Consider the following 25,043-nt stretch of genomic DNA (forward strand, 5'->3'; position numbering starts at 1 on the left):
AAATATCTTGAAATCGACTGTTTTCGTGCAGTTGTTTGCACAAAGCGGCCTAGGGGCGTGCGGGTCTTTTCAAAATACGGGGTGATGTTGAATTCCATGGAACCGAACCGGGGAGGTTTGCCACACAAGCACACACTCTCTGCACCGGCCTGTCCATGAAAGTTGAATCCATTCCCGACGTGCAAGCACTTCAAAGCCTGGATAGGCCTGCTGCTGTCAGCACGGCGCATGCTCAGGCATCTGTCGCAGCGCCGGCGGCGGACGACCTTGCCAATCTTTTCAGTCAGGAAGTGGCATTTAACAGCAAGGCTTTGAACCAGCGCGCGTTGGGCGCTCGAGTGACCCCGGTCGAGCAGCTGTCGCAGCTTTATGACCAGTTGGGGCACCCTGCCCAAGCGAATCTGGCTGCTATTTCGCGCCGCGTGCGCCTGCAACTCTTGCAACAGCCTGGCATCGATAAGCTGCTGGAGCTCACCGGCAATGATCCGGCCCGTACCTATGTGGTTCTGCGCCAGGTGACGGCCCAGGCAGAGGCTGAGGTGCGCAAGACCGAAGCGGCGTTGGCGCGCGATGCGCTAGCCAAGCTGGAGCTGCGCTATCAGCGGGAAATCCAGGCCGGCCTGAACATCGCGATGGCGTTGCATGTCGCCACTGACGATCCTCAAGAGCGCCAGGCAATGCGTGCGCTTTACTACGCGACCGTGGTGGTGCGCCAATCCTTGGCGACCATGATGCAGTCTCTGCTGGGCATATACGGCGGCGAGCAGTTCGCGGCCGGCCTCAATGTGATGCGCCGAGCGCTGGCAGATGATATTGCGGCGCAGGCGTCATCAATCCCGTCTGCCAAATTGCGCACACTCCTGCTCGGGCTGCAAAGCTGCGGTCAATTGGGCGGTACGTTGAGCCATTGTGTGCAGTTGATCCAACGCCTGAAGGTTGAACACGACGCGGTGGTGCTGCTTCAACGTTTGCTCGGGTATGCCAGCGGTGGTATCGCGCCTGCCGAGGTTCAGCGGCTGGCGGGGGACTTGACTGGGGCATCGTCCGGCGGCCAGTTGACCACGTTGAACGGGATTTACCCGATGCTCAAAAGCTTGCCGCTGCCGTTGTGGCGCGACAGCCGCGGGCGTCAGGAGGGCTTGCATAACGTGCTGGTGGTGATGGACGAGCTGACGCGCCTGGAGAAACTGCCCCCGCGCCCGAGTGATGATTCGAGGGGCCTGACGTGACTGCGTTGGCGAGCGTCAATCGGATACTGCTCAAGGTCGCGCAACGTGCCGAAGTGCTGGGCGCTGTAGTGGTCATGGCGATTGTGTTTATCTTCATAGTGCCGCTGCCGACCTGGCTGGTCGACATCCTGATCGCGCTGAATATCTGTATTTCCTGTTTGTTGATCGTGCTGGCGCTGTACCTGCCCGGGCCGTTGGCGTTCTCCTCGTTCCCGTCGATTTTGCTGCTGACCACCATGTTTCGCCTCGCGTTGTCGATTGCCACCACGCGCTTGATTCTGTTGGAGCAGGATGCCGGTGACATAGTCGAGGCATTCGGCAATTTTGTAGTGGGCGGCAACCTGGCGGTGGGCCTGGTGATCTTTATGATCCTCACCATCGTCAACTTCCTGGTGATCACCAAAGGCTCGGAGAGGGTCGCTGAGGTCGCTGCGCGGTTCAGTCTGGATGCAATGCCCGGCAAGCAGATGTCCATCGACAGCGATCTGCGTGCCGGCCTGATCGACGGCGCGCAGGCGCGGGACAAACGCGAGCAGCTATCGCGCGAGAGTCAGCTGTTCGGCGCCATGGATGGGGCGATGAAATTCGTCAAGGGCGATGCGATTGCGGGCCTGGTGATCGTGCTGATCAACCTGTTGGGCGGCTTCTCTACCGGTATGTTCCAGCACGGCATGAGCGCCGCCGACTCCATGGCGTTGTACTCGGTGCTGACCATCGGTGACGGCCTGATCGCACAGATCCCCGCGCTGCTGATCTCTCTGACCGCCGGCATGATCATTACCCGCGTTGCGCCGGATGCGCGCCGGGGCGTGACCAACATGGGCGCCGAAATTGCCCGGCAAATGACCAGCGAGCCCAAGAGCTGGATGATCGCCTCGGTGGGCATGCTGGCGTTTGCCGCGTTGCCCGGAATGCCGACGGTGGTATTTATCCTGATTGCGCTGGCAACCGGTTCTCTGGGGTATTACCTGGCGAAAGAGCGAAAGCGACAAAGCCAGCCCGAGGGGGGCGACAGCGACATCACCGCTGCGCACGACAACGGCGATGAAGACCTGCGTGCGTTCGACCCTTCACGCCCTTACCTGCTGCAGTTTCCTTCGCATTTGCAGAGCAGTCTCTTCGCCACGGAGTTGATGCAACGCATTCGCCAGACCCGTAACGGGCTGGTGGCCAACCTGGGCTTGACCCTCCCGGCATTTGAAGTCGAGTTTGTGCCAACGCTTGAGGACGATGAGCTGCGCTTCTGCGTCCATGAAATACCAGTGCTCAGGGCGACTATCGGTTCTTGGATGGCGGTGGAACGTGTCGGCCTGACGGCGCACGTTGAGGACGGCGTAGAAGGCCGGGTGGCACGGGAAGAAGAGGCGTGGGTGTGGCTGGCGCCGGATCATCCATTGCTCGATGACGAGCAACTGGAGCGCTTCACGGCCCAGGCCTTGGTTATTGAGCGCATGAGCCGGGCGATGATGCTCAGCGGCCCGCAGTTCTTGGGCGTGCAGGAGAGCAAGTCGATCCTCAGTTGGCTGGAGGCCAGCCAGCCCGAGTTGGTGCAAGAAGTGCAACGCATCATGCCGCTGTCACGTTTTTCGGCCGTATTGCAACGCCTGGCGAGTGAGGGTGTACCGCTGCGTGCCGTGCGCTTGATTGTCGAGTCGCTGGTTGAGTACGGCCAACATGAACGTGAGCCGGAGGCGCTGGCCGACTATGCACGCATTGCCCTCAAGGCACATATTTTTCACCAGCACAGCGAAGTCGATGGCCTGCATGCCTGGTTGCTGTCGCCCCAGACCGAAAACGTCCTGCGTGAAGCCCTGCGCCAGACTCAGACGGGGGTGTTCTTCGCCCTCGACAATGACAGCAGCGCGGTGCTGATCGAGCTGCTCAAACAAGCCTTCCCACTGCGCGCCAAAAGCAAGCGCGTGCTGCTGGTGGCGCAAGACCTGCGCAGCCCATTGCGAACCTTGTTGATTGAAGAGTTCAACCATGTGCCCGTGCTGTCGTTTGCCGAACTGGGCAGTGCCTCAAAGGTGAAAGTGCTGGGGCGTTTTGATCTGGACGGTGACGGGCATCTGCATGAGGCTGTGGCATGAATGCACGGCGCCACGCCCGCTGGGCGTCAGCCCCGATGAGGGCTGACGATGTTTGAGTTGCGGGTGCTCAATGGTTCACAGCAGGGCGCTGCCTTGCCGCTGTTTGGTGAGCAATGGTGTGTCGGCGCCAGCACTGAAGCCGATCTGGTGCTTTACGATCCCGCCATTGCGCAACGCCATGTGTGGGTCCGCCGGGCGGGCGATCGCTGGTCTGTACAGGCCGAAGCGGGGCTGATGCAGGATGCGTTTGGGACGTTGGTTGCGCAAATTGCCGACCTGGCTGCGGACCTGCCGTTTTCCATCAGCGGTATTCGACTCTGCGTGTCCCTTGCGGATCAGCCGTGGCCCACTGAACCTGAGCCGGTGGAGCAGGAGGTGCCCCACGATACACCGCAAGAGCTCCCGCTGAGCACGATGCCCAAATCGACACAGAAACGCTGGATGGGGGGGCTGCTGATGGTTGCCGTTCTGGTGATGGCGGTGGGCATGATGACCGGCGAAGACAGCCAGCCCGAAGCCTCACTGCTGCAGGCCTCAACGCAAAAAATCGAGCTGGTCTCTGCCCCCGAAGTGCGTCAGCAATTGCTCAAGATGCTCAATGAGCGCGACTTGGCGCAGCGAGTCACCTTGCAAGTGGTTAATGGGCAGGTGTCGCTCAGTGGTGAGGTCTCCCAAGAGCAGATGGCATTGCTGTCGCGCATGCTCGTGCGCTTTGCCGAACAGTTCGACAGCTCGGTGCCGGTGATGAGTCGGGTGCGCGAAGGCAGCAGCCAGCCGCCGTTCAAGATCGTGCAGATCATCGGCGGCCCGAACGGGCATGTCGTTCTGGAGGGCGGGCAGCGTCTGTTTCTTGGGGATGAGGTGGATGGGGTTCGTCTGGTTTCCATTGATAACGGTCGGCTGGTTTTCGATGGCCTGCACCGCTATGAGGTGCGCTGGTGACTCAAGACTTGCAGGCTCGTCTCGACGCTTGGCAACAGCGCCAGGCCGGTCATCTGGCAGCCTTTGCGCCAGTGGGGGTGCGCGGTCGTATCCAGCGCGTCAACGGTATGTTGCTGCAATGCCGGTTACCGCAGGCGCGCATCGGTGACTTGTGCAAGGTCGACAAAACCGGCGGTGACAGCATGCTCGCCGAGATCATTGGCTTCGACCACCAGGACGCGGTACTCAGTGCCTTGGGCAACCTTGAAGGGGTGCAGGTGGGTGCCAGCGTTGAGCGCCTGGGCGTGCCCCATCGCGTGTGCGTAGGCGATGACCTACTGGGGCAGGTGCTCGATGGTTTCGGGCGGCCGATTGTGGGGGACGGGCCTGGTGCGTTTGTCGATACCGACACCCAGGAGGCGACCAACGTACTGTGTGAAGCGCCGCTGCCCACCGAGCGCCCGCGCATCAGTCAGGCACTGGCCACCGGCGTGCGCTCGATTGATGGGTTGCTGACGCTGGGTGAAGGTCAGCGCGTGGGGCTGTTTGCCGGCGCGGGTTGCGGCAAGACCACCTTGCTGGCCGAGATCGCCCGTAACGTGGCGTGCGATGTGATCGTGTTCGGCCTGATTGGTGAGCGCGGGCGCGAGCTGCGTGAGTTTCTTGATCATGAGTTGGATGACCAATTGCGCGCCAAGGCGGTGTTGGTGTGTGCCACCTCGGACCGCTCCAGCATGGAGCGGGCGCGTGCTGCATTCACTGCCACGGCCTTGGCTGAAGGGTTCCGCCGTAAGGGGAAGAAGGTGTTGCTGCTGATTGACTCCCTGACCCGTTTTGCACGCGCCCAGCGTGAAATCGGCCTGGCGGCGGGTGAGCCGTTGGGCCGGGGTGGTTTGCCGCCGTCGGTCTATAGCTTGCTGCCACGGCTGGTGGAGCGCGCCGGTTTGACCCAAGAGGGAGCGATCACCGCGATCTACACCGTGCTGATCGAACAAGACTCCATGAGCGACCCGGTGGCCGATGAAGTGCGCTCTCTGCTCGACGGCCACATCGTACTGTCGCGCAAGCTTGCTGAACGCGGGCATTACCCCGCCGTAGACGTGCTGGCCAGCCTTTCGCGAATCCTGAGCAATGTGGCTGAGCCTGCGCACATCAAGGCCGGCACCGCGCTGCGGCGGCTGTTGTCGGCGTACCAGCAGATTGAGCTGATGCTCAAGTTGGGGGAATACCAGGCCGGCAACGATGAGCTCACCGACCGGGCGGTGCAGAGCCGCCAGGCAGTGGATGGCTTTCTGCGCCAGGACTTGCGCGAGCCTTCGCCACTGGCCTCCACCCTCGAACAACTGACGGAGCTGACGGCATATGTCCCTTTCTGAGCTGGAAACCCTGCGGCGCCTGCGCAGGCACCGTGCCGACCGTGCCGAGCGCACGCTGCGTGAGGCGGCGCGGCAACAACAAACCTTGTTGTCGCACATAGGCCAGGCTCAGGACGCGCTGGAGCAGTCGCGTCAACAGCAAGCCCTGCAAAGCGCGCAGTTGTTGAGCGAGCACCAGGGGCACGTTGTTTCGCTGCAGGCGCTCAGGTCCTGGGCGGCCAAGGAGCACACCCTGTCTGCCGACACCCTGCGTGACGATGGTCGTTTGCAGGCTCTGCACGGGCAGAAGGAGGCACACGTGATTGAGGTGCAACTCGCGCAAAAACAGGTCAGCCAATGCCTGCGCCAAGTAGAAAAACTCCAGGAGCTTTCAGCCCTGTTGGCGCAGGAGATGCCATGACTCAAGTCCCACCCAGCAAGTCTGAACGCCCACGCCCCGCGCGTGACGAGCGTGAAACGTCGGCAGGGATCGTGTTGCCGTGGGAGCAGGGGCGCCTTTTTTCGCAACTGTTTCGCGGCGAAGGCGAGGGCGAAGGGAAGGGCTTGCAGCACTCCAAGTGTCCATCGATGGCCAGCGCCGACCTGACACAGGTCGAGGCCTTTGCCGAACAGTTGGTGCCACGCTTCAACACGGCAACCCAGTGGCCACTGCAGGCGGCGTTTTTTTTGCCGCGCCTGGGCCGGGTTGACGTCAGCGCACGACGTGAGCAAGGGGCTTTGCACATTGAGCTGGATGCCGAGAGAGAGGACACACGTTTGTGGCTGGGCCGCGTACGACAGCACTGCCAGGCGCGCTTGAGCACTGACCTCGGGCGGCCTATCCATCTGACCATTGCCGACTCAGGCTCTCCATGAGGATTTCACCCCTGATATTACCTACGGTCGACAGCGCTACAGTAGACGCCTTGCGTCGGTTGGGAAAAGGTTTACGCCTGTCTTATCAGGTGGCTGGTCAGCATGGCGAATTGATCATGGAACCGGGCCATGCACCTGTCGGGGATACCGCCGTTGGCTTTGAAACCGCAGTGGGCGTACTGGCGTTCTCAGAGCCTGGGCCGGTGCTCAGTTTGCTCGGCGATTGCCCGGTGACGTTAGCCCCGCAGGGCAACGATTCTGACGCTTGGTTCTGGGCTTTATTTCAGCATCAACTCAGCCCGCAAGTGCAATCGCTGCTCGGTTTTTTGCGGTTGAAGACGGGCTCGAAACCCGCCGCGTTCAGTTGTCGACTGACGGTGACGTTGGGTGAGTCACGGGTGGTCGATTGCCTGAGGCTGACCCCGGAAACCTTCCTGACCCTGTGCGCTGCCGGCCCCTGGCAACCCTTGGCACCGCCGCTGCCCCCTGCGTTTGCGCTGTCACTGTCACTGCTACTTGGGCGTTCGCAGCTGCCTATCAGCGAAGTCAGCGGCATACGGCCGGGTGACGTACTGATGCTGACAAAACCGATGTTCAACGCCGAAGGTGAGGGGCACTTGCGCCTGGGCAGTCATCAGCTGCACGGGCGTCTTGACGATGACAACGGGACCTTGCGCTTTACTCTTTTTTCTATTGAGGACATGTGTGTGAATGAGGTGTTAGCTGACCAAAGCCAGGGCTACGATTGGAGCGACTCTTCGGTCGCCGAGGATCAGGCACCCATCGATGTATTCGGGCATGAGCCGTTCGACGAGTTGGCGATGAGCTTGACCGTGCGTTGCGGCACGCTGCAGTTGTCCCTGGGGGAGTTGCGTCAGCTTGCACCCGGTGCGGTGGTAGGAGTCTCGGGGTATGCGCCGGGGATGGCGGGCCTGTATTACGGTGACCGGCCCATCGGTCACGGCAAGCTTGTGGATGTGGACGGGCGCCTTGGCCTGCAGTTGTCCCGTGTGATTTTTTCCCGATGAATTGGCAGGGGATCGACCCCGTTCTGCTGGCGCTGTTTCTTGGCGCTGTGTCGTTGATGCCGATGCTGCTGATCGTGTGTACCGCGTTTCTGAAGATCGTCATTGTGCTGATGATTACGCGCAATGCCCTTGGCGTGCAGCAGGTGCCTCCCAGCATGGCGATCAATGGCATTGCCCTGGCGGCTACGCTGTTCATCATGGCTCCGGTGGGGTATGAAATCGCGCAGGTGGTCAAGGTCACCCCGGTGGACGTGACCAGCGTGCAGGCGTTCCAGGACACCAGCAGCCATGCGATCCAACCGTTGCGTGTGTTTATGTCGCGCAATACCGACCCTGACATTCTTACGCACCTGGTCGAAAACAGCGTGCGTATGTGGCCGCCGGAAATGGCCCAGGCCACCCATCGCGACGACCTGATCCTGCTGATTCCCGCCTACGTGCTGTCGCAGTTGCAGTCGGGGTTCGAAATTGGGTTTCTGATCTATATCCCGTTTATCGTCATCGACCTGATCGTCTCCAACCTGCTGCTGGCGCTGGGCATGCAGATGGTCTCGCCCATGACCATTTCACTGCCCCTCAAGCTGCTGCTCTTCGTGCTGGTTTCAGGGTGGTCACGGCTGCTCGACAGCCTGTTCCTGTCTTACCTCTGAGGCGTTTATGGACCCGATCGTGCTGTTCAAACAGGGCATGTTGTTGGTGGTCGTGCTATCGGCGCCACCGTTGATAGTGGCGGTGATCGTTGGCGTATTGACCTCCCTGGTGCAGGCGCTGATGCAGATTCAGGATCAAACCCTACCCTTCGGTATCAAGCTGGTGGCGGTGGGCATTACCTTGGTCTTGACCGGTCGCTGGATTGGCGTGGAGTTGATGCAATTGATCAATCTGACCTTCGACATGATTGCCCGCTCGGCATTGAACTGAGGTAACACGCTTGCAGGTTTATCTTGAGTATCTGCCCAGCCTGGTGATCGGCATGGCACGTATCTACCCCTGTGCGATTCTGGTGCCGGCATTCTGTTTTCAGCATATTCGAGGCCTGCCCCGACACATCATTGTGATGGTGATGGCCCTGATGCCTGCACCGGGTATTCATGCCGCCTTGCAGGGTCAGGAGCATTCGGTAGTGATGATCGCCGGGCTGGTGTTGAAAGAGACTGCCCTGGGTATCCTGCTTGGCGTGATGCTGGCCATGCCGTTCTGGTTGTTCGAGTCGGTAGGGGCCTTGCTGGACAACCAGCGCGGCGCGTTGACGGGGGGGCAGATCAACCCCTCCCTGGGGCCAGACGCCACGCCCATCGGGCATATGTTCAAGCAGTTGGCGATTTTCCTGCTGATGGTGACCCTGGGCCTGGGTGTGCTGACCCAGGTGATCTGGGACAGCTACCTGATCTGGCCGGCCACCACCTGGTTGCCGTTGCCTGCAGCCGATGGTTTCACCGTGTTCCTGGGGCTGTTGGGCGATACGTTTACCCACATGATGTTGTACGCCGCCCCCTTTATCGCGGTGTTGCTGTTACTGGAGTTTGGCGTGGCGCTGTTGAGCCTATACAGCCCGCAGTTGCAAGTGTCGTCGTTGGCGATGCCAATCAAGTGCCTGGCCGGGTTGGCGTTTCTACTGCTGTATCTGCCGTTGCTGCAAGACTTGATCGTCGGCCGGATGAGCCTGCTGGCTGATCTCAAACATACCCTGGGCCTGATGTTTCGGAGTGTGGAACCTTGAGTGACTCCGGCGAGAAAAAACACGCGGCAACCCCCAAAAAGCTGCGTGACCAGCGCAAAAAAGGCCAGGTTGCGCAGAGCCAGGACGTTGGCAAGCTGCTGGTCCTGACAGCCCTGAGCGAAATTGCGTTGTTCACGGCCGAGCCCAGCATGCAACGGTTTCAACAGTTGATGGCCCTGCCAATGAGGCGTATGGACCAACCCTTTGTGCGCGCATTGGAAGAAGTCCTGCTGGAAAGCCTATTGGTTTTTTTCTCGTTTGCCCTGTTGATGGCAGGGGTGGCAATTGCGATCAAATTGATCAGCAGTTGGCTGCAATTCGGGCTGTTGTTCGCACCGGAAACCTTAAAACCTGACTTCAACCGATTGAACCCGCTGAAACAGGCCAAGCAGATGTTTTCTGGCCAATCGGTGATGAACCTGCTGATGGGTTTGGCCAAGGCTGTGCTGCTGAGCCTGATTCTGTATGTGGTGATAGGCCCGTCACTGGGCGCATTGATCAGCCTGGCCAGCAGTGATCTACAAAGCTATGTGCGGGCTTTGATTGCGTTGTTTCGACACTTGCTGCATGTGTGCCTGGGGTTGCTGTTGGTGTTGGCGTTGATCGACCTGGCCTTGCAGAAGTACTTCTTTGCCAAGCGCATGCGCATGACTCAGGTGGAGGTGGTCAAGGAGTACAAAGACATGGAGGGCGACCCTCACGTCAAGGGCCAGCGTCGTCAGTTGGCCTACGAGATGGCCAACGAGGAGCCTAAGGTCAAGCTGCCCAAGTTGGAAGAGGCCGACATGTTGGTGGTCAACCCGACTCACTTCGCGGTTGCCCTGTACTACCGCCCCGGCAAGACACCTCTGCCGATGCTGGTAGAAAAAGGTACCGATGCCCAGGCCCGTGAATTGATCGCCCGAGCCAAACGGGCAGATATCCCTGTGATCCAGTGTGTGTGGCTGGCGCGCACGCTCTACACGCATAAACTGGGCTCGAATATTCCTCGCGATACGCTGCAAGCGGTTGCCTTCATTTACCGCACCTTGCGAGAACTGGATGATGAGGCCAAGCGCGAGACTCTGGAGATGCCTGAGCTGGATCAGCGTTGATCGACGCGATCCAGCGCCTCAAGCCCTGCCAGCGATAGCAAGCGGCTCTGGACTTTAACCAGTGACCCGTCGGCGGGTTCAAGGCTGTGCCAAAGCACCAGCGCATCGTCGCCATTGCAAAACACATAGCAGCCGTCGTACGCCAGTGCCTGTTCAAAGCGTCGTTCCAGCACGCGTTGTACTTGCCTGGCTTGCAACGCTTCGCGCTTTATCTGCAGCGCCAGGCCCAACTGCGCCCCGGCGTTGAGGGTGCGCAGCTCGATCCCTTTTGCCAGGGGCAGGTGAGTGGTGACGCCACTCACCAGATCGTTCAGCTCAGAGGTCATCGTTCAAGCGAGATGGTCTGGTGGTCCGAGCGCTCACCGGAAGGGCCGGGTTGCGTGCGCATGTGTTCTGGCCACCAGATCACCATCTTGTCGGCGCTAGATTGCGGGCGTGAACAGGAGTCACCCCGGCAGGTTGGCGCGCAGCCAGCCATAGCCAGCATCAGGCATATCAGTGTGAGGCTTGAAAGTAATCGGGTCATTCTGGTTTCTTCCCGGTTGGGGCGATCAAGGAGGGGCGCGAAACGCCGATGTGTTCGTCTTTCACCACCGGCCGCATGGCGATAAACACTTCGGCTTCTTCACCTGGCTTGAGCCAGGCGCGTGGCCAGGCCGTGACGGCCAGGGTTTGTGAGTTGCTGCACTCTTTTTCATCGATACGCACATGGCGGTTGTGTTGGTTGCGCAGCACCACGACCGCGACATTGAACTGCGGGCCGGCATACCACTGGCTACGCTCGGTGTTGAGCGCAAGCAGGTCGCGGGTCGAACACAAGGTGTTAAGGCCCAGTGGCATCGGCGCTGTTTTAAAGGCCGTGGGCACCTGACCGCTGACCAGTGTGGCCAACGCGTGGATCAGGTCGTTACGCTTGATCTCGGGGGCGTGCGGGGCCATGCGCCTGGCCAGTGGCTTGAGGGCTGCCTGCAACTCTGCCTGATCGGCCTGCGGTAGGTAGCGCGACGGGTCGGCCTGATCACCGATGACGCGCGGGGTGATGATAAACAGGCGCTCACGGCGATTGTTTTTGCGTTCGGTGGACGAAAACAGGGCTTTGCCCAACAAGGGGATGTCACCCAGAAGCGGGATCTTGTTGAGCGTGTCGGCATTTTCCGTGACATGAAAACCACCCACCACCAGAGAGCGCTTTTCCGCCATGACCGCCTGAGTACTGACCGCCCCCTTGCGTACATCCGGGCCGATGCGGTTGGGGTTGGACTCATCGAAATTGCCGTCTTCGATATCCACCGCCAGATGGATCTGGTGGCTACCGCGAGAGGTGATCACCCGTGGTACCACCTGGAAACTGGTGCCAACGGTAATCGGCAAGATAGTCGCGACTTCGTTGCCCGCTGTCAGGTATTGCGTGCGATTAAAGTCAATCACCGCTGGCTGGTTTTCCAGGGTCAGCACCGATGGGTTCGACACCAGGGTCGCCAGGCCGCGGCGTTCAAGCGCGCGTACATCGGCGAAAAAACCGTCCCTGTTGGATATCGACAATTGTGATGAAGTGCCTGGTGCAATGTTATTTACACCTGCGCGGAAACCACCATTCTGGAAGCCCCAGTTGACCCCGAACTCGCGCAGTTGAGTGCGCTCGATATCAAGAATGATGGCGTCGATTTCCACCAGCTTGCGCGCAATGTCGAGCTGGGCGATCAGGTCGCGATACATGCCGTGGCGTTCCGGCAAATCGTAGATCATCACTGCGTTGTTACGCACATCGGCTTCAACCCGAATGCGACCGGCCGATACCGGGGCGCGGGGCGTCAGCGACATCCCACCGCTCGGCTGGGCCTGGCCGGACGGAGGGCTAAGCATCTGGCCCAGAAGTGGGTTGCCCAGCCGGGGAAAGCCTTGGGCCATGGGCGAAATTACCGCGGCCCCTGAAGACGGGCCCTTGGTGGCCAATGCGGTGGCCGAGGGCGAGCGGGGTTCGAGTAACCCCTGCAGCATGCTGGCGACGCCGGGGATAAGCATCTTTTCGCCCCGGTAATCGATCTGCCGATCAGCCGCGTTCGCGAACTTCAGCGGGTAGGTCAGCACGCTTTGCTTTTCGTCGGCTGAGCGGCGCTGGCTGCTGAATTGCTTGATCTGCTCGATGTAACGCCTTGGGCCGGAGACCAGCACCACACCGTCCTCGGGCAGTTCCCCCCAGCCAAAGCGGCTATCGAGCAGGCCTATATCGGTGAGGGCCTGTTTGAGGTCGGCCACGGTATCGCTCGATACTTCCAGGCGCGCGGACTCCTGTTGGTCCAGGGCACTGATGTAAAGCGTGTTGTTGTACAGGTACCACTGAAAACGATGCTCCATCCCCAGTCGATCGAGCAGCGACTGCGGGGTACTTGCACGGATTTTCCCATTGACGTTGCCATCGAGCAGGCCTTCGATCTGCAATTGCGTACCAAAGGTCTGGGCGAAATCGTCAAGAACATCGCGCAGCGGCTTGTGCTCAGCCTCATAGGCGTAGGCGGTATTTTTCCATTCGGCGGGGATGGCCGCCAGGCTGCTGTGCAGTGGCAGTATCAACAGCGGTAGGGCGATCAGGCTGTGCCAGTGGGCACGTTTTGTAGTCGCAACGGGCAAGCCCGAGCGTTTGCGGGTCTTGTTATACATGGCAGGTTCTCTGTTTCAGTGCAGCAGCTGACGTAACGCAATCGCCTGGAACTTGCGCCCAGGCTTCGCCTGGCGAGCAATGACGCAGCGCCAGGTGTCGCGTTGGTTGAGAAGTGCTTCGAGCGCATTCAACAGATGATCCTGGCTGCAGTCCCGTGGCAGGCTCTGCACCAGCCAGAGATGACCGGTTACGGGGCAAAGCGCCAGAGCGCCTTTGAAATGCGCCAGGCTGGCGTGTCCGAGACGTTGCCAGGCCTGCAACGGGTAGGTTTGCAGGCCAGGATGCGTCAATTGAATGCGCAGCAGCAGGTGAAATTCATGGCGGTGCAGGCTCAGCTCGTCGTCGCTTTCATATAGCCGGGCCTGCTGTTCATGGCCATTGAGACAGTCGACCAACGGTTCGAGCCAGCGGCTAGGCGCTGTTTGTGAGTGCAAATTTGACAGTCTCTTGCAGGAAGCTCTGATAGGAAGAACTCAACGCCATATCAGAGACGAGGCTGGACTTTGTCTCGATCATCTGTTGAAACAGCATGGCTCGGTCTTCGCTGTCATGCGCGTCTTGAGCGCCGGCACTGATCTCATCGAAGCGTCTTTCGGCCTGGGCCATCTGCCGGTAGAGCCTGGGAAGTATGCGGTCATCACCAATCATCGGGTTGTCTCCAGTCGGTTGCTACTTCATGTGTGGCCACTGATGTGTAACGGGTTCCATCGGCTGACGCATTTGTTAATGCTTAGCGACGGGGGGCGTTATTTGAGGGGGGCAGGACGGATCGGGCATCAGATGTTCAACAGCCTCAACCCAATTGATATGAAAGCCCCCATCTTCTGTTTCGAGCATCAATGATTGGGCACTGACTTCGTTCTCGACGCGAAGCACCCAGGGCACATCACCGAGGCGTACGAGCCATTGCTCGACGGCTTCTCGGTCTTGTGGGTGACACAGTAGGGTCGCTTTGATGGGCGGCAGTTGAGCCTCCAACAGTTGGTTGAGCAGTGCCGTGATGCGTTGAGCGGGCGGCGTCTCGTCCAGGAGGCTTCGCAGGGCGATGTTGATTACTGAAGTGGCCACCTGTTCCAAGCTGTCGTGCATCGCCCGGCGCTCCGACTCCCAGTGTTGCAACTGGGTGTTGGCACGTTGCCAGAAATGAGTGCCCGCGTTTTCCAGGACACGCTCGCACTGGGCTTCGGCTTGGAGCATGAGCGTGCGTGCCTGCCCTCGGGCATGCTCGATCAGCTGACGGGCCTGTGTGTAGTCGGCGAGCATTTCCCGAGGAATCAGAGTGGTCGGTGGCTTGTCGGTGACGCTATGCAGCTCGATTTTCTGGGCGCAAAACATGCTGGGTGTTCTCACGAGGGCAGGCGTGGAGTTTCATTGAAGGTCGTTGATGTCGCTCGCCAAAGCGCGGCCTGCCACAAAGTGTCCAAGCGGCCATGGGTATTGAGCAGCCTTGGGTGTGTTTCAACCTCAAGCACTCGGTGACGGTCAAAGCTCAAGCGCAACCGCTGCCAGATCGCAGGTGAGACCCAGGCGCGCAGGCAATGCAGCGGGTCGTCGACAAACACCAGCATCGGGTCGGGAGCAAGTGCCTTGGTCAGGCGCAGGCACCAGAGGCGCAGCTCCTCATTCAAGCGGCTGTCGTGGCTGGGGCTGCATACCTCTTTGACTAACAGAAGAGCGAGATCTTGTTGTTGGCTACAGGACAGCACCAGTTGCAATACCGGGGCCGATGGGTGAGGAGGAAGTTCTGGCTCAATCTCGAATAAACGGCTCACCTGTTGATGATGAGCGCGTGAAAGCGCTGCTGTTTGCACAAAGCCCTTTTGCGTGCGCCAGTCGTGGTGAGCGCTTTCCCATGGGGAAGCCCACCATCGTACCCAGGTGAGGTCTTTACTCATTGACGTGCACGACTGCGGGCTCTACCGCCGGGGTGTTCATGGACCGTCGGCGCCAGAACAACCAGGCAGTGCCGCCCAGTACGAGCGCGATCAGGGGGGCCATAAGCGCGGTGCGCCAAAACCGAAGGTCTTGCCCGGGTATCAGAAATGGCCCGAGGTAAGTGAGCTGTTGTTGCTCTTGATAGGCGGTTGCGGGCACGAAAACGACAGTCAGCTTCTGTGTGTTCTCGATCGCTGAAGCCATGCCGGGGATGCTGCTGGCTACCATTCTGCGTACGCGGGGTTGGATGTTGTCCGGGTCCAGCCGCGGATCATGCTTGATAAACACAGAGGCGGATGCCGGTTGCACTGGCTCGCCAGGCGCCACCCGCTCAGGCAGCACAACGTGCACACGTGCAACGATGACGCCATCGATGTTCGACAAGGTGGCTTCCAGCTCTTGGGACAGTGCGTAGATGTAGCGTGCACGCTCTTCCAGCGGTGTGGAAATCACCCCTTCCTTGCGAAAGATATCCCCCAAGGTGGAGCGGGCCACCTTGGGCAGGCCGACGGCCTCCAGCGTGCGAACAGCTCGGCCAATGTCATTGGCCCGAACACGCACAACCACGCCGTCCTTTGCCGGAATCTTTTGGGCGCGGATCTGCTTATCGGCCAGCTCGGCAATCACTTCGTTGGCTTCCTGCTCCGACAGTTGGCGATGGAGTTCTACGTTTTCACTGCAGCCCGCCAGCATCAACGTCGATAAACACAAGAGTGTGATGGATAGATAGCGGTGCATGCGGCTATCCCATGGTGGCGATTTTGTCGACGCCTTTGACCAGCAAACCCAGCATCTTGACCCGTGCAACCACATCAAGATTCGCGGCCGCCAGTGATTCGGGCAGTGCATGGGCTTCCTTGGTCTGCTTGTTCAGCATCGTGTCACGCATCCCTCTTTTTACGCGCCTGGCTGCTGCAGACTCAGTGGCGCCTACGTTGAAGAGATTCGTGGCCGTGGAGGGCGCGACGCCATTGACTTGCTGGCCGGTGGGGTTCAGTTGCGCGTTAAAGAAATTGATGTCGGAAGTCCCGTTGTTTGCTGCAGGCACTTGAGCCTGGGTAGCGATGGCCCCGTTTTCCGCAAGCCCTGTGTGGGTGATGTACATATGAACCTTCCTCGAACAAGTGTCGGTTGTTGCGCCTGATGACCGTGACGACCTCCTCAAGCTGATCTGCCGAGGAGGCCGGCTTTACTTAGGCGAATCGCAGAGATTTCACACGGCCCGCTTTGGCTGTGGTGAGCTCTTGTTCTGCGGTTTTTGCCGCCTCTTCAACAACACGCTTTTCTTTGGCAGCATTGATTTGGTCCAGTTGTGCCTGGGAAGCGGCGCTTACATTGGAACCGCCGGAAGAATTGATAGAAGACATAGGGTCACCTTTGCGTAAGTCTCGATTGAAATGCTGATAGCGCTTGTCAGGCGTCGACAGCGTTGTGAGCGGTCTTGACGCTGCTCGTTTTGTGCGTGGTGATGGGCGTGAAGAGCGTTCCACCTGTATATAAGGTGTTTGTATGGAAGTGTTTCTTTTTTGAGTTTAGGTGAGTGTTATTGGCTGTATATTGCGGTGCGGGCGAATTCGTAGTTTATTTTTTTAGCGCTCTCGGTTGTTTCGTAACAGGGCCTCTCTGGTGGCTTTTTGTGGCAGCATTGTTGTTCGGAGTTATCTTGCTGGCGATGGGTTTGTTTGGCCTGGGTGAATGCGCTGATAAGGTTGCAGATAGACTTAATACACATGGTGTTTCCTGTCGTTTGTTGATCTCGGGGTACGTAGATAGTTTGTTACGTAAGCTATGTTGTGTATTTTTTGTGTCGCGTTCCACATGAGCTACTCAAGTGATATATCCAGTTGTTTCATCCGGTAGTAGAGAGTGCGCTTGGCGACGCCAAGCTCTGCTGCCGCACTGTCGACTTTATAGGCATGGCGATGCAGTGACTCTTCAATCAAGGCTTTCTCTAAGTGTTGTAGGCGCGCCTTCAGGTTCATTTCCGTATGGGGCGCAGGGCTTAAGGGCAGTGGGGGCAAACCCAGCACGAAGCGCTTGGCAGCGGAGCGAAGCTCGCGGACATTGCCATGCCAGCGATGACAGAGCAGTTGCTGCAACAGCGTGCTGGCAGGTTTCGACACCGGGCATTTAAAGGCGTCGGCTTCATGTTTGATCATGTCGAGGAACAACGGAATGATGCGCTCCTGGCGCTCCCGCAAGGGGGGAAGCTGGATGCTGACAACATTGAGACGAAAATACAGATCACGCCGAAAGGCCCCCCGTTCCACCATATCGTGCAAGGAGTGCTGGGCGGAGGCGATGACGCGCATGTCCACCTGGATAAACCGCGTCGAGCCCAGGCGCTCAATGCCGCGGCACTCCAACACCCTTAACAATTTGGCTTGCAGCGGCAGCGGCATGCTGTCGATTTCATCGAGGTACAAAGTGCCCAAGTGGGCCGCTTCTACAAAGCCGGCCCGCGATTGCATCGCGCCGGTATAGGCGCCGCTGTTGACGCCGAACAATTGGCTTTCGGCAAGGGTTTCCGGTATGGCGGCACAGTTGACCGCGACGAAGTTTCCTTTGCGCCCGGATAAGCAATGTATCCGTTGCGCCAAGGTGTCCTTGCCCGTACCGGTTTCTCCGAGTAACAGCACGTCAATATTGAGCGGTGCCGTATTGTTGACAGTAGATTCGATGGAGGGGCAATCGATAAAGGATATATCGGTAATGGGTATATTTTGATTAAGGGCCGACATGTTGTTATCGCTCAACTACGAGTGTCACTACAGAGGGTGCACCAAGTAAAGCGAAAAACATCAACATTGTCATCGTGTTTGCAGCGAGGGTTTTAGACTCATGAACCTCAGTTGTGGAACTTTAAATAAGTGCAAGCGATGCTTTGGCGTAAATGCGCTATCCAGCGTAAGGGGATTCTTAAAGGTTGATTGATTCGTTCGGTGGGCGCGCTATTTAGTGGGGTAAAGGTGTGTTTGGCACGCTGCATAACAGTGTATGCGGGTGTGTCGATGATTAAAACTGTGCGCACAAAAAAGCCGATGCTGGGCATCGGCTTTTTTTGTTACGGTAAGGCTTACACGTTGAAACGGAAGTGCATCACGTCGCCATCTTTAACGATGTATTCCTTGCCTTCCAGGCGCCATTTACCGGCTTCCTTGGCACCGGCTTCACCCTTGAACTGGATGAAGTCGTTATAGGCGATCACTTCAGCGCGGATAAAGCCTTTTTCGAAGTCGGTGTGGATCACGCCAGCAGCCTGCGGCGCGGTGGCGCCGACCTTGACGGTCCAGGCACGTACTTCTTCGACACCGGCAGTGAAGTAGGTTTGCAGATTGAGCATTTCGTAGCCGGCGCGGATCACGCGGTTCAGGCCAGGTTCTTCCAGGCCCAAGGCCTCAAGGAACATGTCTTTTTCTTCGCCGTCATCGAGCTCGGCAATTTCTGCTTCGATCTTGTTGCACACCGGCACCACGATGGCGCCTTCTTCGTCGGCGATAGCCTTGACCACGTCCAGCAGCGGGTTGTTCTCGAAGCCATCTTCCGCCACGTTGGCGATGTACATCACAGGCTTGGTGGTCAGCAGGTGGAAGCCTTTGATCACGGCCTTCTCGTCAACGCCCATGTTCTTCATCAGGCTGCGTGCAGGCTTGCCTTCGGTGAAGTGTGCGATCAGCTGTTCCAGCAGGCCTTTCTGGACCACTGCGTCCTTGTCGCCGCCTTTGGCGTTGCGCGCGACTTTCTGCAATTGCTTCTCGCAGCTGTCGAGGTCGGCGAAGATCAGTTCCAGGTCGATGATCTCGATGTCGCGTTTCGGGTCGACGCTGTTGGAGACGTGAATCACGTTCTCGTCTTCAAAGCAGCGGACCACGTGGGCAATGGCATCGGTTTCACGGATGTTGGCCAAAAATTTGTTACCCAGGCCTTCACCTTTCGAAGCACCGGCAACCAGGCCGGCGATGTCGACGAATTCCATGGTGGTCGGCAGGATGCGCTTTGGATTGACGATGGCTGCCAGGGCGTCCAGACGTGGGTCCGGCATCGGCACGATACCGCTGTTGGGCTCGATGGTGCAGAAGGGGAAGTTCTCCGCCGCAATACCGGACTTGGTCAGGGCGTTGAACAGGGTGGATTTGCCGACGTTGGGCAGGCCGACGATGCCGCAATTGAATCCCATGGTGTTTCCCCTCGGTAAGAGTCAGGCCTTCTGGCTGTGCAGGTTTTTCATCGCGCGGTTCCATTCACCGGCGAAGATATCCGGCAGCACGCCGAGGGCAAAGTCGATGCTGGCATCGAGTTTTTCCTGTTCGGCGCGTGGCGCACGACCCAGGACGAAATTTGAAACCATACTGGCAACGCCTGGGTGGCCAATGCCGAGCCGCAGACGGTAGAAATTATTCTGATTACCCAACTGCGCAATGATGTCGCGCAGGCCGTTGTGCCCGCCATGCCCGCCGCCCAGCTTAAGCTTGGCAACGCCGGGTGGCAGGTCCAGTTCGTCATGGGCCACCAGGATTTCTTCGGGTTTGATCCGGAAGAAACCCGCAAGCGCCGCGACAGCCTGGCCGCTGCGGTTCATGTAGGTGGTGGGAATCAGCAGACGAACATCCTGACCCTGATGCGAGAAGCGCCCGGTCAGGCCAAAATATTTGCGATCGGCCACAAGGTTTACATTCTGCGCGTGGGCGATACGCTCAACAAAAAGGGCCCCCGCGTTATGCCGGGTCTGTTCGTATTCGGCGCCTGGATTTCCCAGGCCAACGATCAGTTTAATGGCAGTCACGACAGGGGCCCTTCCTTTGGAGTTGTGGATAACATCGCCGACCTTGAGTGCGGCGAAAGTGGACAACACTACATCATTTACTCAAGAGTAAACGCCGCGTTATCGCCCGCTTTCTCGCTACGTTTCGGTCCGCGATGTTTCCTCAAGCTCCGGCAATACAGAGTGAATTACTCTGCAGCGCCTTCTTCAGCTTCTGGAGCAACGCGTGGAGCGTGTACGTTTGCAACAGCTTTGTCATCACCGTGAGCCAGTGCAACGAACTCAACGCCTTTAGGCGCTTTGAGGTCGGACAGGTGAACGATTGCGCCGATTTCCAGAGCCGACAGGTCGACTTCGATGAACTCAGGCAGATCTTTCGGCAGGCAAGTTACTTCGATTTCGTTCAGGACGTGCGAGATCTCGCCGCCTTTCTTAACCGGAGCTTCTTCACCAACAAAGTGCACAGGCACGATAGCGGTCAGTTTCTGGCCAGCTACGACGCGTACGAAGTCAGCGTGCAGTACGTGACCCTTGGACGGGTGACGTTGCAGAGCTTTGATGATTACGTTCTGCTTCTTGCCGCCAACGTTCAGTTCGATAACGTGGCTGTAGGCAGCATCGTTTTCGAGCAGTTTGGCGATTTCTTTGGCCAGCATGCTGATGGATTCAGGGGCTTTTTCGCCACCGTAAACTACAGCTGGAACCAGGCTTGCGAGACGACGCAGGCGGCGGCTCGCACCTTTCCCCAGGTCGGAACGCGCTTCAGCATTCAGAGTAAAATCGTTCATGTTGTATCTCCAAAATAACCACATTCGCCCCAGCGTTTGCGACCAGCGCTAAAGGCGATATGGGCAAAAAAGCCCCGCCCCAACACAATGCTGGGGCGGGGCGCTTTTCGTCAGTGAGGTGTACCGAAGGTTTGACCCTTAACGGAACATCGCGCTGATCGATTCTTCATTGCTGATGCGGCGAACCGCCTCGGCAACTACCGGTGCGATATCCAGTTGACGGATACGCGAACAGGCTTGAGCTGCTGCGGACAACGGGATGGTGTTAGTCACCACCAGTTCGTCCAGCATGGAGTTCTCGATGTTCTCGATCGCTCGGCCCGACAGCACAGGGTGTGTGCAGTAGGCGAAGACTTTTGCTGCACCGTGCTCTTTCAAGGCTTTCGCTGCGTGGCACAGGGTGCCGGCAGTGTCGACCATGTCATCAACCAGAATACAGGTACGCCCTTCGACATCACCGATGATATGCATCACTTCAGAGTGATTGGCTTTCTCACGGCGTTTGTCGATGATCCCGAGGTCCACGCCCAGGGATTTGGCAACGGCCCGTGCACGCACGACGCCACCAATGTCCGGGGACACGATCATCAGGTTTTCAAAGCGCTGGTCTTCGATGTCATCCACCAATACTGGCGAACCGTAGATGTTATCTACTGGAATATCGAAGAACCCCTGGATTTGGTCAGCGTGCAGGTCAACCGTGAGAACACGATCGATACCTACCACGGTCAGCATGTCAGCGACGACTTTCGCGCTGATAGCCACACGTGCAGAACGCGGACGGCGATCCTGACGGGCATAACCAAAGTAAGGGATTACAGCTGTGATTCGAGTCGCTGAGGAGCGGCGGAAGGCATCAGCCATCACGACGAGTTCCATCAGGTTATCGTTGGTCGGAGCGCAAGTCGGCTGAATAATGAAGACGTCTTTACCGCGGACGTTTTCATTGATCTCGGCTGTAATTTCGCCGTCGGAGAATTTACCGACAGAGATGTCACCGAGAGGGATATGCAGCTGACGTACAACACGCCGAGCCAGATCGGGGTTAGCATTCCCCGTAAAGACCATCATCTTGGACACGCGCAGTACCTAGAGGCTGAGGGTAACCTGGATGAGTATAGAAAATGGCAGGGGCGGCTGGATTCGAACCAACGCATGGCAGGATCAAAACCTGCTGCCTTACCGCTTGGCGACGCCCCTGTATCTGTTGCAACGAGTGCCTAACACTCGGTTCCTTTTAGAGCAGACTTTGCAGCTTGCGATGCAACATCGAAACGTTGCTTCCCTTTGCTACAAACCCTGTAAGGGTCTCTGTAAGAAGGGCCGAGACTTTATCAGCTTCAGCTTTGCTTGGGAAGCCCCCAAACACACAACTTCCAGTTCCGGTTAATTTTGCTTCGGTAAAATTACCTAACAAATTCAAAGCGTTACGTACCTCTGGATAACGCCTTGCTACAACCGGTAAGCAGTCATTTCGACTGTTTCCCTTGGGAACGGGGCGCACTTTAATGGGATCAGAGTTACGTGTCAACAACGGATCTGAAAAAATTTCTGCTGTACTTACAGATACTTGCGGCACAAGCACGACATACCACGGCTCTTCGGGCTCTACAGGGGTCAATATTTCGCCGACACCCTCAGCAAAAGCGGCGTGTCCGCGTACGAAAACCGGCACATCAGCGCCTAGTGTAAGGCCCAGCGCTGCGAGGCGATCATGGTCCCAACCCAGCTGCCACAAGTGATTCAGACCCAGCAGTGTGGTGGCGGCATTTGAGCTGCCGCCACCGATACCACCGCCCATGGGCAGGATTTTATCGATCCAGATGTCGATGCCGAGCGAACTTGCGGATTGTTCCTGAAGTTTTTTCGCCGCCTTCACGATCAGGTTGCTGTCGTGGGGCACGCCTTCGAATTCGGTGTGCAGCTTGATCACGCCATCGTCACGTACGGCGAAGGTCAGCTCATCGCCGTAATCGAGAAATTGAAACAGCGTCTGCAACTCGTGGTAGCCGTCTTCACGGCGACCCAGAATGTGCAGCATCAAATTGAGCTTTGCGGGGGAGGGCAGGGTCAGGCGTTCTACGGTCACGTTATTGCCCCAACTTGCGAGGTTGCCAGTCCTTGATCACCAGCGTGACGTCAAGGTCGGTGCCATGCAGCTTGATGCGCTCGGGCAGCCAATAACCGCTTTGTTCTACGTAGCTCAAATACTCGACCTGCCAGCCATCCTGCTCAAGGGTGGCCAGGCGGCTGTCACCGTTGAGGCCCAGGCGACTTTTGCTGTCGGGCGCTGGCAAGCCGCGCACCCACCACACAAGGTGGGATACCGGCAGTTTCCAGCCGATCTGTTCTTCCAGCAGCGCTTCCGGGGAGGTCGCCTCGTAGCGGCCCTGATTGGCCACTTCCAGGCTCACTTGCCCAGGTCGACCGGTCAGGCGCGCCGCGCCGCGCCCCAGCGGGCCAGAGAGGCGAATGTCGTAGTAGTCCTGGCGTTGCAGCCAGAACAAGGTGCCGCTGCCGGAATCTTTCGGCGCGCGTACTCCCACTTTGCCTTCGATCTGCCAGCCGTCGATGCTGCTGAGCTGGTCCTTGTGCTGTTTCCATTGCGCCGGGTTGCCCTGGCCTTCAACGGATTCACGGGCACCGAAGCCCGCACAACCGGCGAGCAGGGCGATAAGACTGAACACTACAACGTGGCGCAAGAACATAAGCTTAAAGGGTCTCGGAACCGGTCAGGCGCTTGATGGTGCCGCGCAGGATGGGGCTTTCGGGTTGTTCCTTGAGGAATTTTTCCCAGATTTGTCGCGCTTCGCGCTGCTTGCCATTGGCCCACAGCACTTCACCCAGGTGGGCGGCGACTTCCTGGTCGGGGAAGCGTTCCAGTGCCTGGCGCAGCAAGCGCTCGGCTTCGTCCAGGTTGCCCAGGCGGTAATTCACCCAGCCCAGACTGTCGAGTACAGCGGGGTCTTCCGGGTTGAGCTTGTGGGCTTGTTCGATCAATACCTTGGCTTCGTCATAGCGCGTGGTGCGGTCAGACAAGGTGTAGCCCAAGGCATTGAGGGCCATGGCGTTATCCGGGTCGCGCTTGATGATCAGGCGCAGGTCTTTTTCCATCTGCGCCAGGTCATTGCGTTTTTCCGCCTGCATGGCGCGGGTGTAGAGCAGGTTCAAATCGTCGGGGAATTGCAACAAGGCTTGTTGCAGCAATTTCCAGGCGCGCTCGCCCTGATTGTTGGCCGACAAGGTCTCGGCCTGAATCAGGTAAAGCTGGATCGCGTAATCCGGTTCAGCGTCCCGCGCCGCCGTCAGGCGCTTTTCTGCCTCATCGGTGCGGCCGTTGCTCATCAGGATATCGGCCTGGCGCAATTGGGCTGGCAGGTAGTCATTGCCGGGGCCGACCTGGGCGTATTCGAGCAGGGCGGCCTGCGGGTCGTTTTTCTCTTCAGCAATGCGGCCCAGGTTCAGGTGCGCCGAGTCCACATGGCTTTCGCGCTGGATCAGCTCTTCAAGGTAACCCTTGGCCTCGTCCCAGGCCTTGGCTTCCAGGCACACCAGCGCCAGGGAGTAACGCAGTTCGTCGTCGTCCGGGTATTGCTGGACCAGGTTGGCGAACTGCACTTTGGCGTCCTCCATGCGGTCCTGCTCTACCAACATGCGCGCATAGGTGAGGCGCAGGCGTTTGTCTTCCGGGTACTTCTTGATGCTTTTTTCCAGCAGCGGGATCGCTTCCTTGCCGCGATTGAGGTTTTGCAGCAGGCGGGCGCGCAGCAGGATCGGCGCGATTTCGCCTTCTTCCGGCGGGTTCTGCTCCAGCAACTTGAGCGCGGCATCCGCTTCATCGTCCTGTTGCAGCAGCAGCGCCTTGCCGAAAATCAGCTGGCTGTTCTTGGGGTGCTTTTGCAGCAGGCGATCAAAACTCTTCATCAGGCCATTGCGGGTGTCCTGATCGGTGTCGGCGGCCGACAGCGCGAGGAAGTCGAAATGGGTGTCGCCCTTGCCCTGCAAAACCTTCTCCATATAGACCATGGAGTCGTCATAGCGCCCGGCACGGGCCAGTTGAATGGCCGCCGCACGCTGCGCTTCGAGGTCGTCCGGCGCGTTTTTCGCCCAAATCAGCGACGTGTCCAGCGCGGCCTGGTCGGCCCCCAGGTACTCGGCGATGCGAAACGCCCGCTCGGAAATCCCCGGGTCCTGGGTGTTGATGGCCTGGGTCACGTAGTTATCCAGGGCAATATCGAAACGATTGCGCTGGCCGGCCAGCTCTGCACTGAGCAGGCTGAACACCGTTTCTTCACTGAACGAGGAATAAACCTTGGGCTTTTCAGGGGCGGGAGTGTTGTCTTCCACCGGCGGCGTACCGTCCGGCGACACGGGGGCCATAGCCTGGCAGCCGCTGAGGAAAACAAGAGCAAGGAGCAACGCGGAGGATCTATTCATATAGGAAGAGGACGACTAACCTGCGGTCGGATCATCATGACACAAGCCTTCGGCCAAACATAACCGAGTCTCAGTTGGCGCCTTTATAGACACAAGGCATTAGGACAATAGCTTACGGTGGTTGTTCTGAATCTTTCGAAGTAGGACAA

29 protein-coding genes and 1 tRNA gene are annotated in these 25,043 nt (G+C 58.5%); 11 read left to right on the top strand and 19 right to left on the bottom strand.

Annotation, left to right across the window (positions count from 1 at the left end):
- Positions 1-155: 155 nt before the first annotated feature.
- From sctW to sctU, 11 genes are read left to right on the top strand one after another with little or no spacing between them, the layout of a single operon-like run.
- Positions 156-1,229: a type III secretion system gatekeeper subunit SctW gene (gene sctW / locus ICY20_RS00180; protein ID WP_194936703.1), complete on the top strand. Its 1,074-nt coding sequence runs from the start codon at positions 156-158 to the stop codon at positions 1,227-1,229.
- Positions 1,226-3,319, top strand: coding sequence for a type III secretion system export apparatus subunit SctV (gene sctV, locus ICY20_RS00185; RefSeq protein WP_194936704.1), 2,094 nt, complete (start codon positions 1,226-1,228; stop codon positions 3,317-3,319). Before sctW ends, sctV begins: the two co-directional genes overlap by 4 nt.
- Before the next feature lie 48 nt (positions 3,320-3,367).
- Positions 3,368-4,261 carry an FHA domain-containing protein gene (locus tag ICY20_RS00190; protein ID WP_194936705.1) on the top strand — a complete coding sequence of 298 codons (894 nt, stop codon included), beginning with the start codon at positions 3,368-3,370 and terminating at the stop codon, positions 4,259-4,261.
- A complete protein-coding gene (locus tag ICY20_RS00195; RefSeq protein WP_194936706.1) occupies positions 4,258-5,616 on the top strand; it encodes a FliI/YscN family ATPase in 1,359 nt (452 codons plus the stop codon). The genes ICY20_RS00190 and ICY20_RS00195 overlap by 4 nt, the downstream gene beginning before the upstream one ends.
- Positions 5,603-6,016, top strand: a complete 414-nt coding sequence (locus ICY20_RS00200) for a type III secretion protein (protein ID WP_194936707.1) — start codon at positions 5,603-5,605, stop codon at positions 6,014-6,016. Before ICY20_RS00195 ends, ICY20_RS00200 begins: the two co-directional genes overlap by 14 nt.
- On the top strand, positions 6,013-6,471 hold the full coding sequence (locus tag ICY20_RS00205; protein WP_194936708.1) for a type III secretion system HrpP C-terminal domain-containing protein: 459 nt from the start codon (positions 6,013-6,015) through the stop codon (positions 6,469-6,471). Before ICY20_RS00200 ends, ICY20_RS00205 begins: the two co-directional genes overlap by 4 nt.
- Entirely contained in the window at positions 6,468-7,499 is a 1,032-nt protein-coding gene (locus ICY20_RS00210; RefSeq protein ID WP_194936709.1) for a FliM/FliN family flagellar motor switch protein, read from the top strand. Before ICY20_RS00205 ends, ICY20_RS00210 begins: the two co-directional genes overlap by 4 nt.
- Positions 7,496-8,149, top strand: a complete 654-nt coding sequence (gene sctR / locus ICY20_RS00215) for a type III secretion system export apparatus subunit SctR (protein WP_159958855.1) — start codon at positions 7,496-7,498, stop codon at positions 8,147-8,149. The genes ICY20_RS00210 and sctR overlap by 4 nt, the downstream gene beginning before the upstream one ends.
- Before the next feature lie 7 nt (positions 8,150-8,156).
- The gene (sctS, locus tag ICY20_RS00220) at positions 8,157-8,420 is read left to right on the top strand and encodes a type III secretion system export apparatus subunit SctS (protein ID WP_159958857.1); all 264 of its coding nucleotides are present in this window, start codon (positions 8,157-8,159) and stop codon (positions 8,418-8,420) included.
- A 10-nt stretch (positions 8,421-8,430) separates the two neighbouring features.
- Positions 8,431-9,219, top strand: coding sequence for a type III secretion system export apparatus subunit SctT (sctT, locus tag ICY20_RS00225; protein ID WP_159958859.1), 789 nt, complete (start codon positions 8,431-8,433; stop codon positions 9,217-9,219).
- Complete coding sequence (gene sctU / locus ICY20_RS00230; RefSeq protein ID WP_159958861.1) at positions 9,216-10,313, top strand: type III secretion system export apparatus subunit SctU; 1,098 nt, start codon at positions 9,216-9,218, stop codon at positions 10,311-10,313. The genes sctT and sctU overlap by 4 nt, the downstream gene beginning before the upstream one ends.
- Here sctU and ICY20_RS00235 read toward each other — a convergent pair.
- The 19 genes from ICY20_RS00235 to ICY20_RS00320 all read right to left on the bottom strand — a co-directional run bounded on the left by ICY20_RS00235 (position 10,304) and on the right by ICY20_RS00320 (position 24,894).
- Positions 10,304-10,639 carry a transcriptional regulator gene (locus ICY20_RS00235; RefSeq protein WP_194936710.1) on the bottom strand — a complete coding sequence of 112 codons (336 nt, stop codon included), beginning with the start codon at positions 10,637-10,639 and terminating at the stop codon, positions 10,304-10,306. The genes sctU and ICY20_RS00235 overlap by 10 nt on opposite strands.
- Positions 10,636-10,839 (bottom strand): HrpT family type III secretion system protein, encoded by a 204-nt coding sequence (gene hrpT / locus ICY20_RS28110; protein ID WP_228758247.1) that lies wholly within the window; start codon positions 10,837-10,839, stop codon positions 10,636-10,638. Before hrpT ends, ICY20_RS00235 begins: the two co-directional genes overlap by 4 nt.
- Positions 10,836-12,971, bottom strand: coding sequence for a type III secretion system outer membrane ring subunit SctC (sctC, locus tag ICY20_RS00240; RefSeq protein ID WP_194936711.1), 2,136 nt, complete (start codon positions 12,969-12,971; stop codon positions 10,836-10,838). The genes hrpT and sctC overlap by 4 nt, the downstream gene beginning before the upstream one ends.
- A gap of 15 nt (positions 12,972-12,986) precedes the next feature.
- Positions 12,987-13,406: a type III secretion protein gene (locus ICY20_RS00245; protein ID WP_159958867.1), complete on the bottom strand. Its 420-nt coding sequence runs from the start codon at positions 13,404-13,406 to the stop codon at positions 12,987-12,989.
- A complete protein-coding gene (locus tag ICY20_RS00250) occupies positions 13,384-13,620 on the bottom strand; it encodes a hypothetical protein (protein ID WP_194936712.1) in 237 nt (78 codons plus the stop codon). Before ICY20_RS00250 ends, ICY20_RS00245 begins: the two co-directional genes overlap by 23 nt.
- A 75-nt stretch (positions 13,621-13,695) precedes the next feature.
- Positions 13,696-14,307: a type III secretion system stator protein SctL gene (gene sctL / locus ICY20_RS00255; protein WP_194936713.1), complete on the bottom strand. Its 612-nt coding sequence runs from the start codon at positions 14,305-14,307 to the stop codon at positions 13,696-13,698.
- 11 nt (positions 14,308-14,318) lie between these two features.
- Entirely contained in the window at positions 14,319-14,867 is a 549-nt protein-coding gene (locus ICY20_RS00260; protein ID WP_200846379.1) for a hypothetical protein, read from the bottom strand.
- Positions 14,860-15,645, bottom strand: coding sequence for a type III secretion system inner membrane ring lipoprotein SctJ (gene sctJ, locus ICY20_RS00265; RefSeq protein ID WP_159958873.1), 786 nt, complete (start codon positions 15,643-15,645; stop codon positions 14,860-14,862). The genes ICY20_RS00260 and sctJ overlap by 8 nt, the downstream gene beginning before the upstream one ends.
- 4 nt (positions 15,646-15,649) lie before the next feature.
- Positions 15,650-16,012, bottom strand: a complete 363-nt coding sequence (locus tag ICY20_RS00270; RefSeq protein WP_194936714.1) for a hypothetical protein — start codon at positions 16,010-16,012, stop codon at positions 15,650-15,652.
- Between the two features lie 88 nt (positions 16,013-16,100).
- Positions 16,101-16,274 (bottom strand): hypothetical protein, encoded by a 174-nt coding sequence (locus ICY20_RS00275; protein ID WP_159958877.1) that lies wholly within the window; start codon positions 16,272-16,274, stop codon positions 16,101-16,103.
- A 456-nt stretch (positions 16,275-16,730) separates the two neighbouring features.
- Positions 16,731-17,648 carry a sigma 54-interacting transcriptional regulator gene (locus tag ICY20_RS00280; protein ID WP_159959020.1) on the bottom strand — a complete coding sequence of 306 codons (918 nt, stop codon included), beginning with the start codon at positions 17,646-17,648 and terminating at the stop codon, positions 16,731-16,733.
- Positions 17,649-17,983: 335 nt separating this feature from the next.
- Positions 17,984-19,084 (bottom strand): redox-regulated ATPase YchF, encoded by a 1,101-nt coding sequence (gene ychF, locus ICY20_RS00285; RefSeq protein ID WP_017529916.1) that lies wholly within the window; start codon positions 19,082-19,084, stop codon positions 17,984-17,986.
- Between the two features lie 21 nt (positions 19,085-19,105).
- The gene (gene pth, locus ICY20_RS00290) at positions 19,106-19,690 is read right to left on the bottom strand and encodes an aminoacyl-tRNA hydrolase (RefSeq protein WP_159958879.1); all 585 of its coding nucleotides are present in this window, start codon (positions 19,688-19,690) and stop codon (positions 19,106-19,108) included.
- Between the two features lie 167 nt (positions 19,691-19,857).
- Positions 19,858-20,457 (bottom strand): 50S ribosomal protein L25/general stress protein Ctc, encoded by a 600-nt coding sequence (locus ICY20_RS00295; RefSeq protein ID WP_159958881.1) that lies wholly within the window; start codon positions 20,455-20,457, stop codon positions 19,858-19,860.
- Positions 20,458-20,595: 138 nt separating this feature from the next.
- The gene (locus ICY20_RS00300; RefSeq protein WP_003208392.1) at positions 20,596-21,537 is read right to left on the bottom strand and encodes a ribose-phosphate pyrophosphokinase; all 942 of its coding nucleotides are present in this window, start codon (positions 21,535-21,537) and stop codon (positions 20,596-20,598) included.
- Positions 21,538-21,582: 45 nt separating this feature from the next.
- A tRNA-Gln gene (locus ICY20_RS00305) sits at positions 21,583-21,657 on the bottom strand.
- Between the two features lie 37 nt (positions 21,658-21,694).
- Positions 21,695-22,498, bottom strand: a complete 804-nt coding sequence (gene ispE, locus ICY20_RS00310) for a 4-(cytidine 5'-diphospho)-2-C-methyl-D-erythritol kinase (RefSeq protein ID WP_200846388.1) — start codon at positions 22,496-22,498, stop codon at positions 21,695-21,697.
- A 49-nt stretch (positions 22,499-22,547) separates the two neighbouring features.
- A complete protein-coding gene (gene lolB / locus ICY20_RS00315; protein ID WP_159958885.1) occupies positions 22,548-23,165 on the bottom strand; it encodes a lipoprotein insertase outer membrane protein LolB in 618 nt (205 codons plus the stop codon).
- A gap of 4 nt (positions 23,166-23,169) precedes the next feature.
- Positions 23,170-24,894, bottom strand: a complete 1,725-nt coding sequence (locus tag ICY20_RS00320; RefSeq protein WP_159958887.1) for a tetratricopeptide repeat protein — start codon at positions 24,892-24,894, stop codon at positions 23,170-23,172.
- Positions 24,895-25,043 lie beyond the last annotated feature (149 nt).

Origin of the sequence: Pseudomonas pisciculturae (assembly GCF_015461805.1) — a bacterium.
GTDB lineage: Bacteria > Pseudomonadota > Gammaproteobacteria > Pseudomonadales > Pseudomonadaceae > Aquipseudomonas > Aquipseudomonas pisciculturae.

Excerpts from the sequence above, each read along its gene's own strand:
- ICY20_RS00295 (WP_159958881.1), bottom strand. The coding sequence starts at position 20,457 with ATGAACGATTTTACTCTGAATGCTGAAGCGCGTTCCGACCTGGGGAAA.
- sctJ (WP_159958873.1), bottom strand. The coding sequence starts at position 15,645 with ATGCACCGCTATCTATCCATCACACTCTTGTGTTTATCGACGTTGATG.
- ICY20_RS00275 (WP_159958877.1), bottom strand. The coding sequence starts at position 16,274 with ATGTCTTCTATCAATTCTTCCGGCGGTTCCAATGTAAGCGCCGCTTCC.
- sctL (WP_194936713.1), bottom strand. The coding sequence starts at position 14,307 with ATGTTTTGCGCCCAGAAAATCGAGCTGCATAGCGTCACCGACAAGCCA.
- sctS (WP_159958857.1), top strand. The coding sequence starts at position 8,157 with ATGGACCCGATCGTGCTGTTCAAACAGGGCATGTTGTTGGTGGTCGTG.
- lolB (WP_159958885.1), bottom strand. The coding sequence starts at position 23,165 with ATGTTCTTGCGCCACGTTGTAGTGTTCAGTCTTATCGCCCTGCTCGCC.
- ICY20_RS00270 (WP_194936714.1), bottom strand. The coding sequence starts at position 16,012 with ATGTACATCACCCACACAGGGCTTGCGGAAAACGGGGCCATCGCTACC.
- ICY20_RS00250 (WP_194936712.1), bottom strand. The coding sequence starts at position 13,620 with ATGATTGGTGATGACCGCATACTTCCCAGGCTCTACCGGCAGATGGCC.
- sctW (WP_194936703.1), top strand. The coding sequence starts at position 156 with ATGAAAGTTGAATCCATTCCCGACGTGCAAGCACTTCAAAGCCTGGAT.
- ICY20_RS00260 (WP_200846379.1), bottom strand. The coding sequence starts at position 14,867 with ATGAGTAAAGACCTCACCTGGGTACGATGGTGGGCTTCCCCATGGGAA.
- ICY20_RS00280 (WP_159959020.1), bottom strand. The coding sequence starts at position 17,648 with ATGTCGGCCCTTAATCAAAATATACCCATTACCGATATATCCTTTATC.
- ICY20_RS00235 (WP_194936710.1), bottom strand. The coding sequence starts at position 10,639 with ATGACCTCTGAGCTGAACGATCTGGTGAGTGGCGTCACCACTCACCTG.
- hrpT (WP_228758247.1), bottom strand. The coding sequence starts at position 10,839 with ATGACCCGATTACTTTCAAGCCTCACACTGATATGCCTGATGCTGGCT.
- ICY20_RS00205 (WP_194936708.1), top strand. The coding sequence starts at position 6,013 with ATGACTCAAGTCCCACCCAGCAAGTCTGAACGCCCACGCCCCGCGCGT.
- ychF (WP_017529916.1), bottom strand. The coding sequence starts at position 19,084 with ATGGGATTCAATTGCGGCATCGTCGGCCTGCCCAACGTCGGCAAATCC.
- sctC (WP_194936711.1), bottom strand. The coding sequence starts at position 12,971 with ATGTATAACAAGACCCGCAAACGCTCGGGCTTGCCCGTTGCGACTACA.
- sctR (WP_159958855.1), top strand. The coding sequence starts at position 7,496 with ATGAATTGGCAGGGGATCGACCCCGTTCTGCTGGCGCTGTTTCTTGGC.
- ICY20_RS00200 (WP_194936707.1), top strand. The coding sequence starts at position 5,603 with ATGTCCCTTTCTGAGCTGGAAACCCTGCGGCGCCTGCGCAGGCACCGT.
- ispE (WP_200846388.1), bottom strand. The coding sequence starts at position 22,498 with ATGCTGCACATTCTGGGTCGCCGTGAAGACGGCTACCACGAGTTGCAG.
- ICY20_RS00210 (WP_194936709.1), top strand. The coding sequence starts at position 6,468 with ATGAGGATTTCACCCCTGATATTACCTACGGTCGACAGCGCTACAGTA.
- ICY20_RS00320 (WP_159958887.1), bottom strand. The coding sequence starts at position 24,894 with ATGAATAGATCCTCCGCGTTGCTCCTTGCTCTTGTTTTCCTCAGCGGC.
- ICY20_RS00190 (WP_194936705.1), top strand. The coding sequence starts at position 3,368 with ATGTTTGAGTTGCGGGTGCTCAATGGTTCACAGCAGGGCGCTGCCTTG.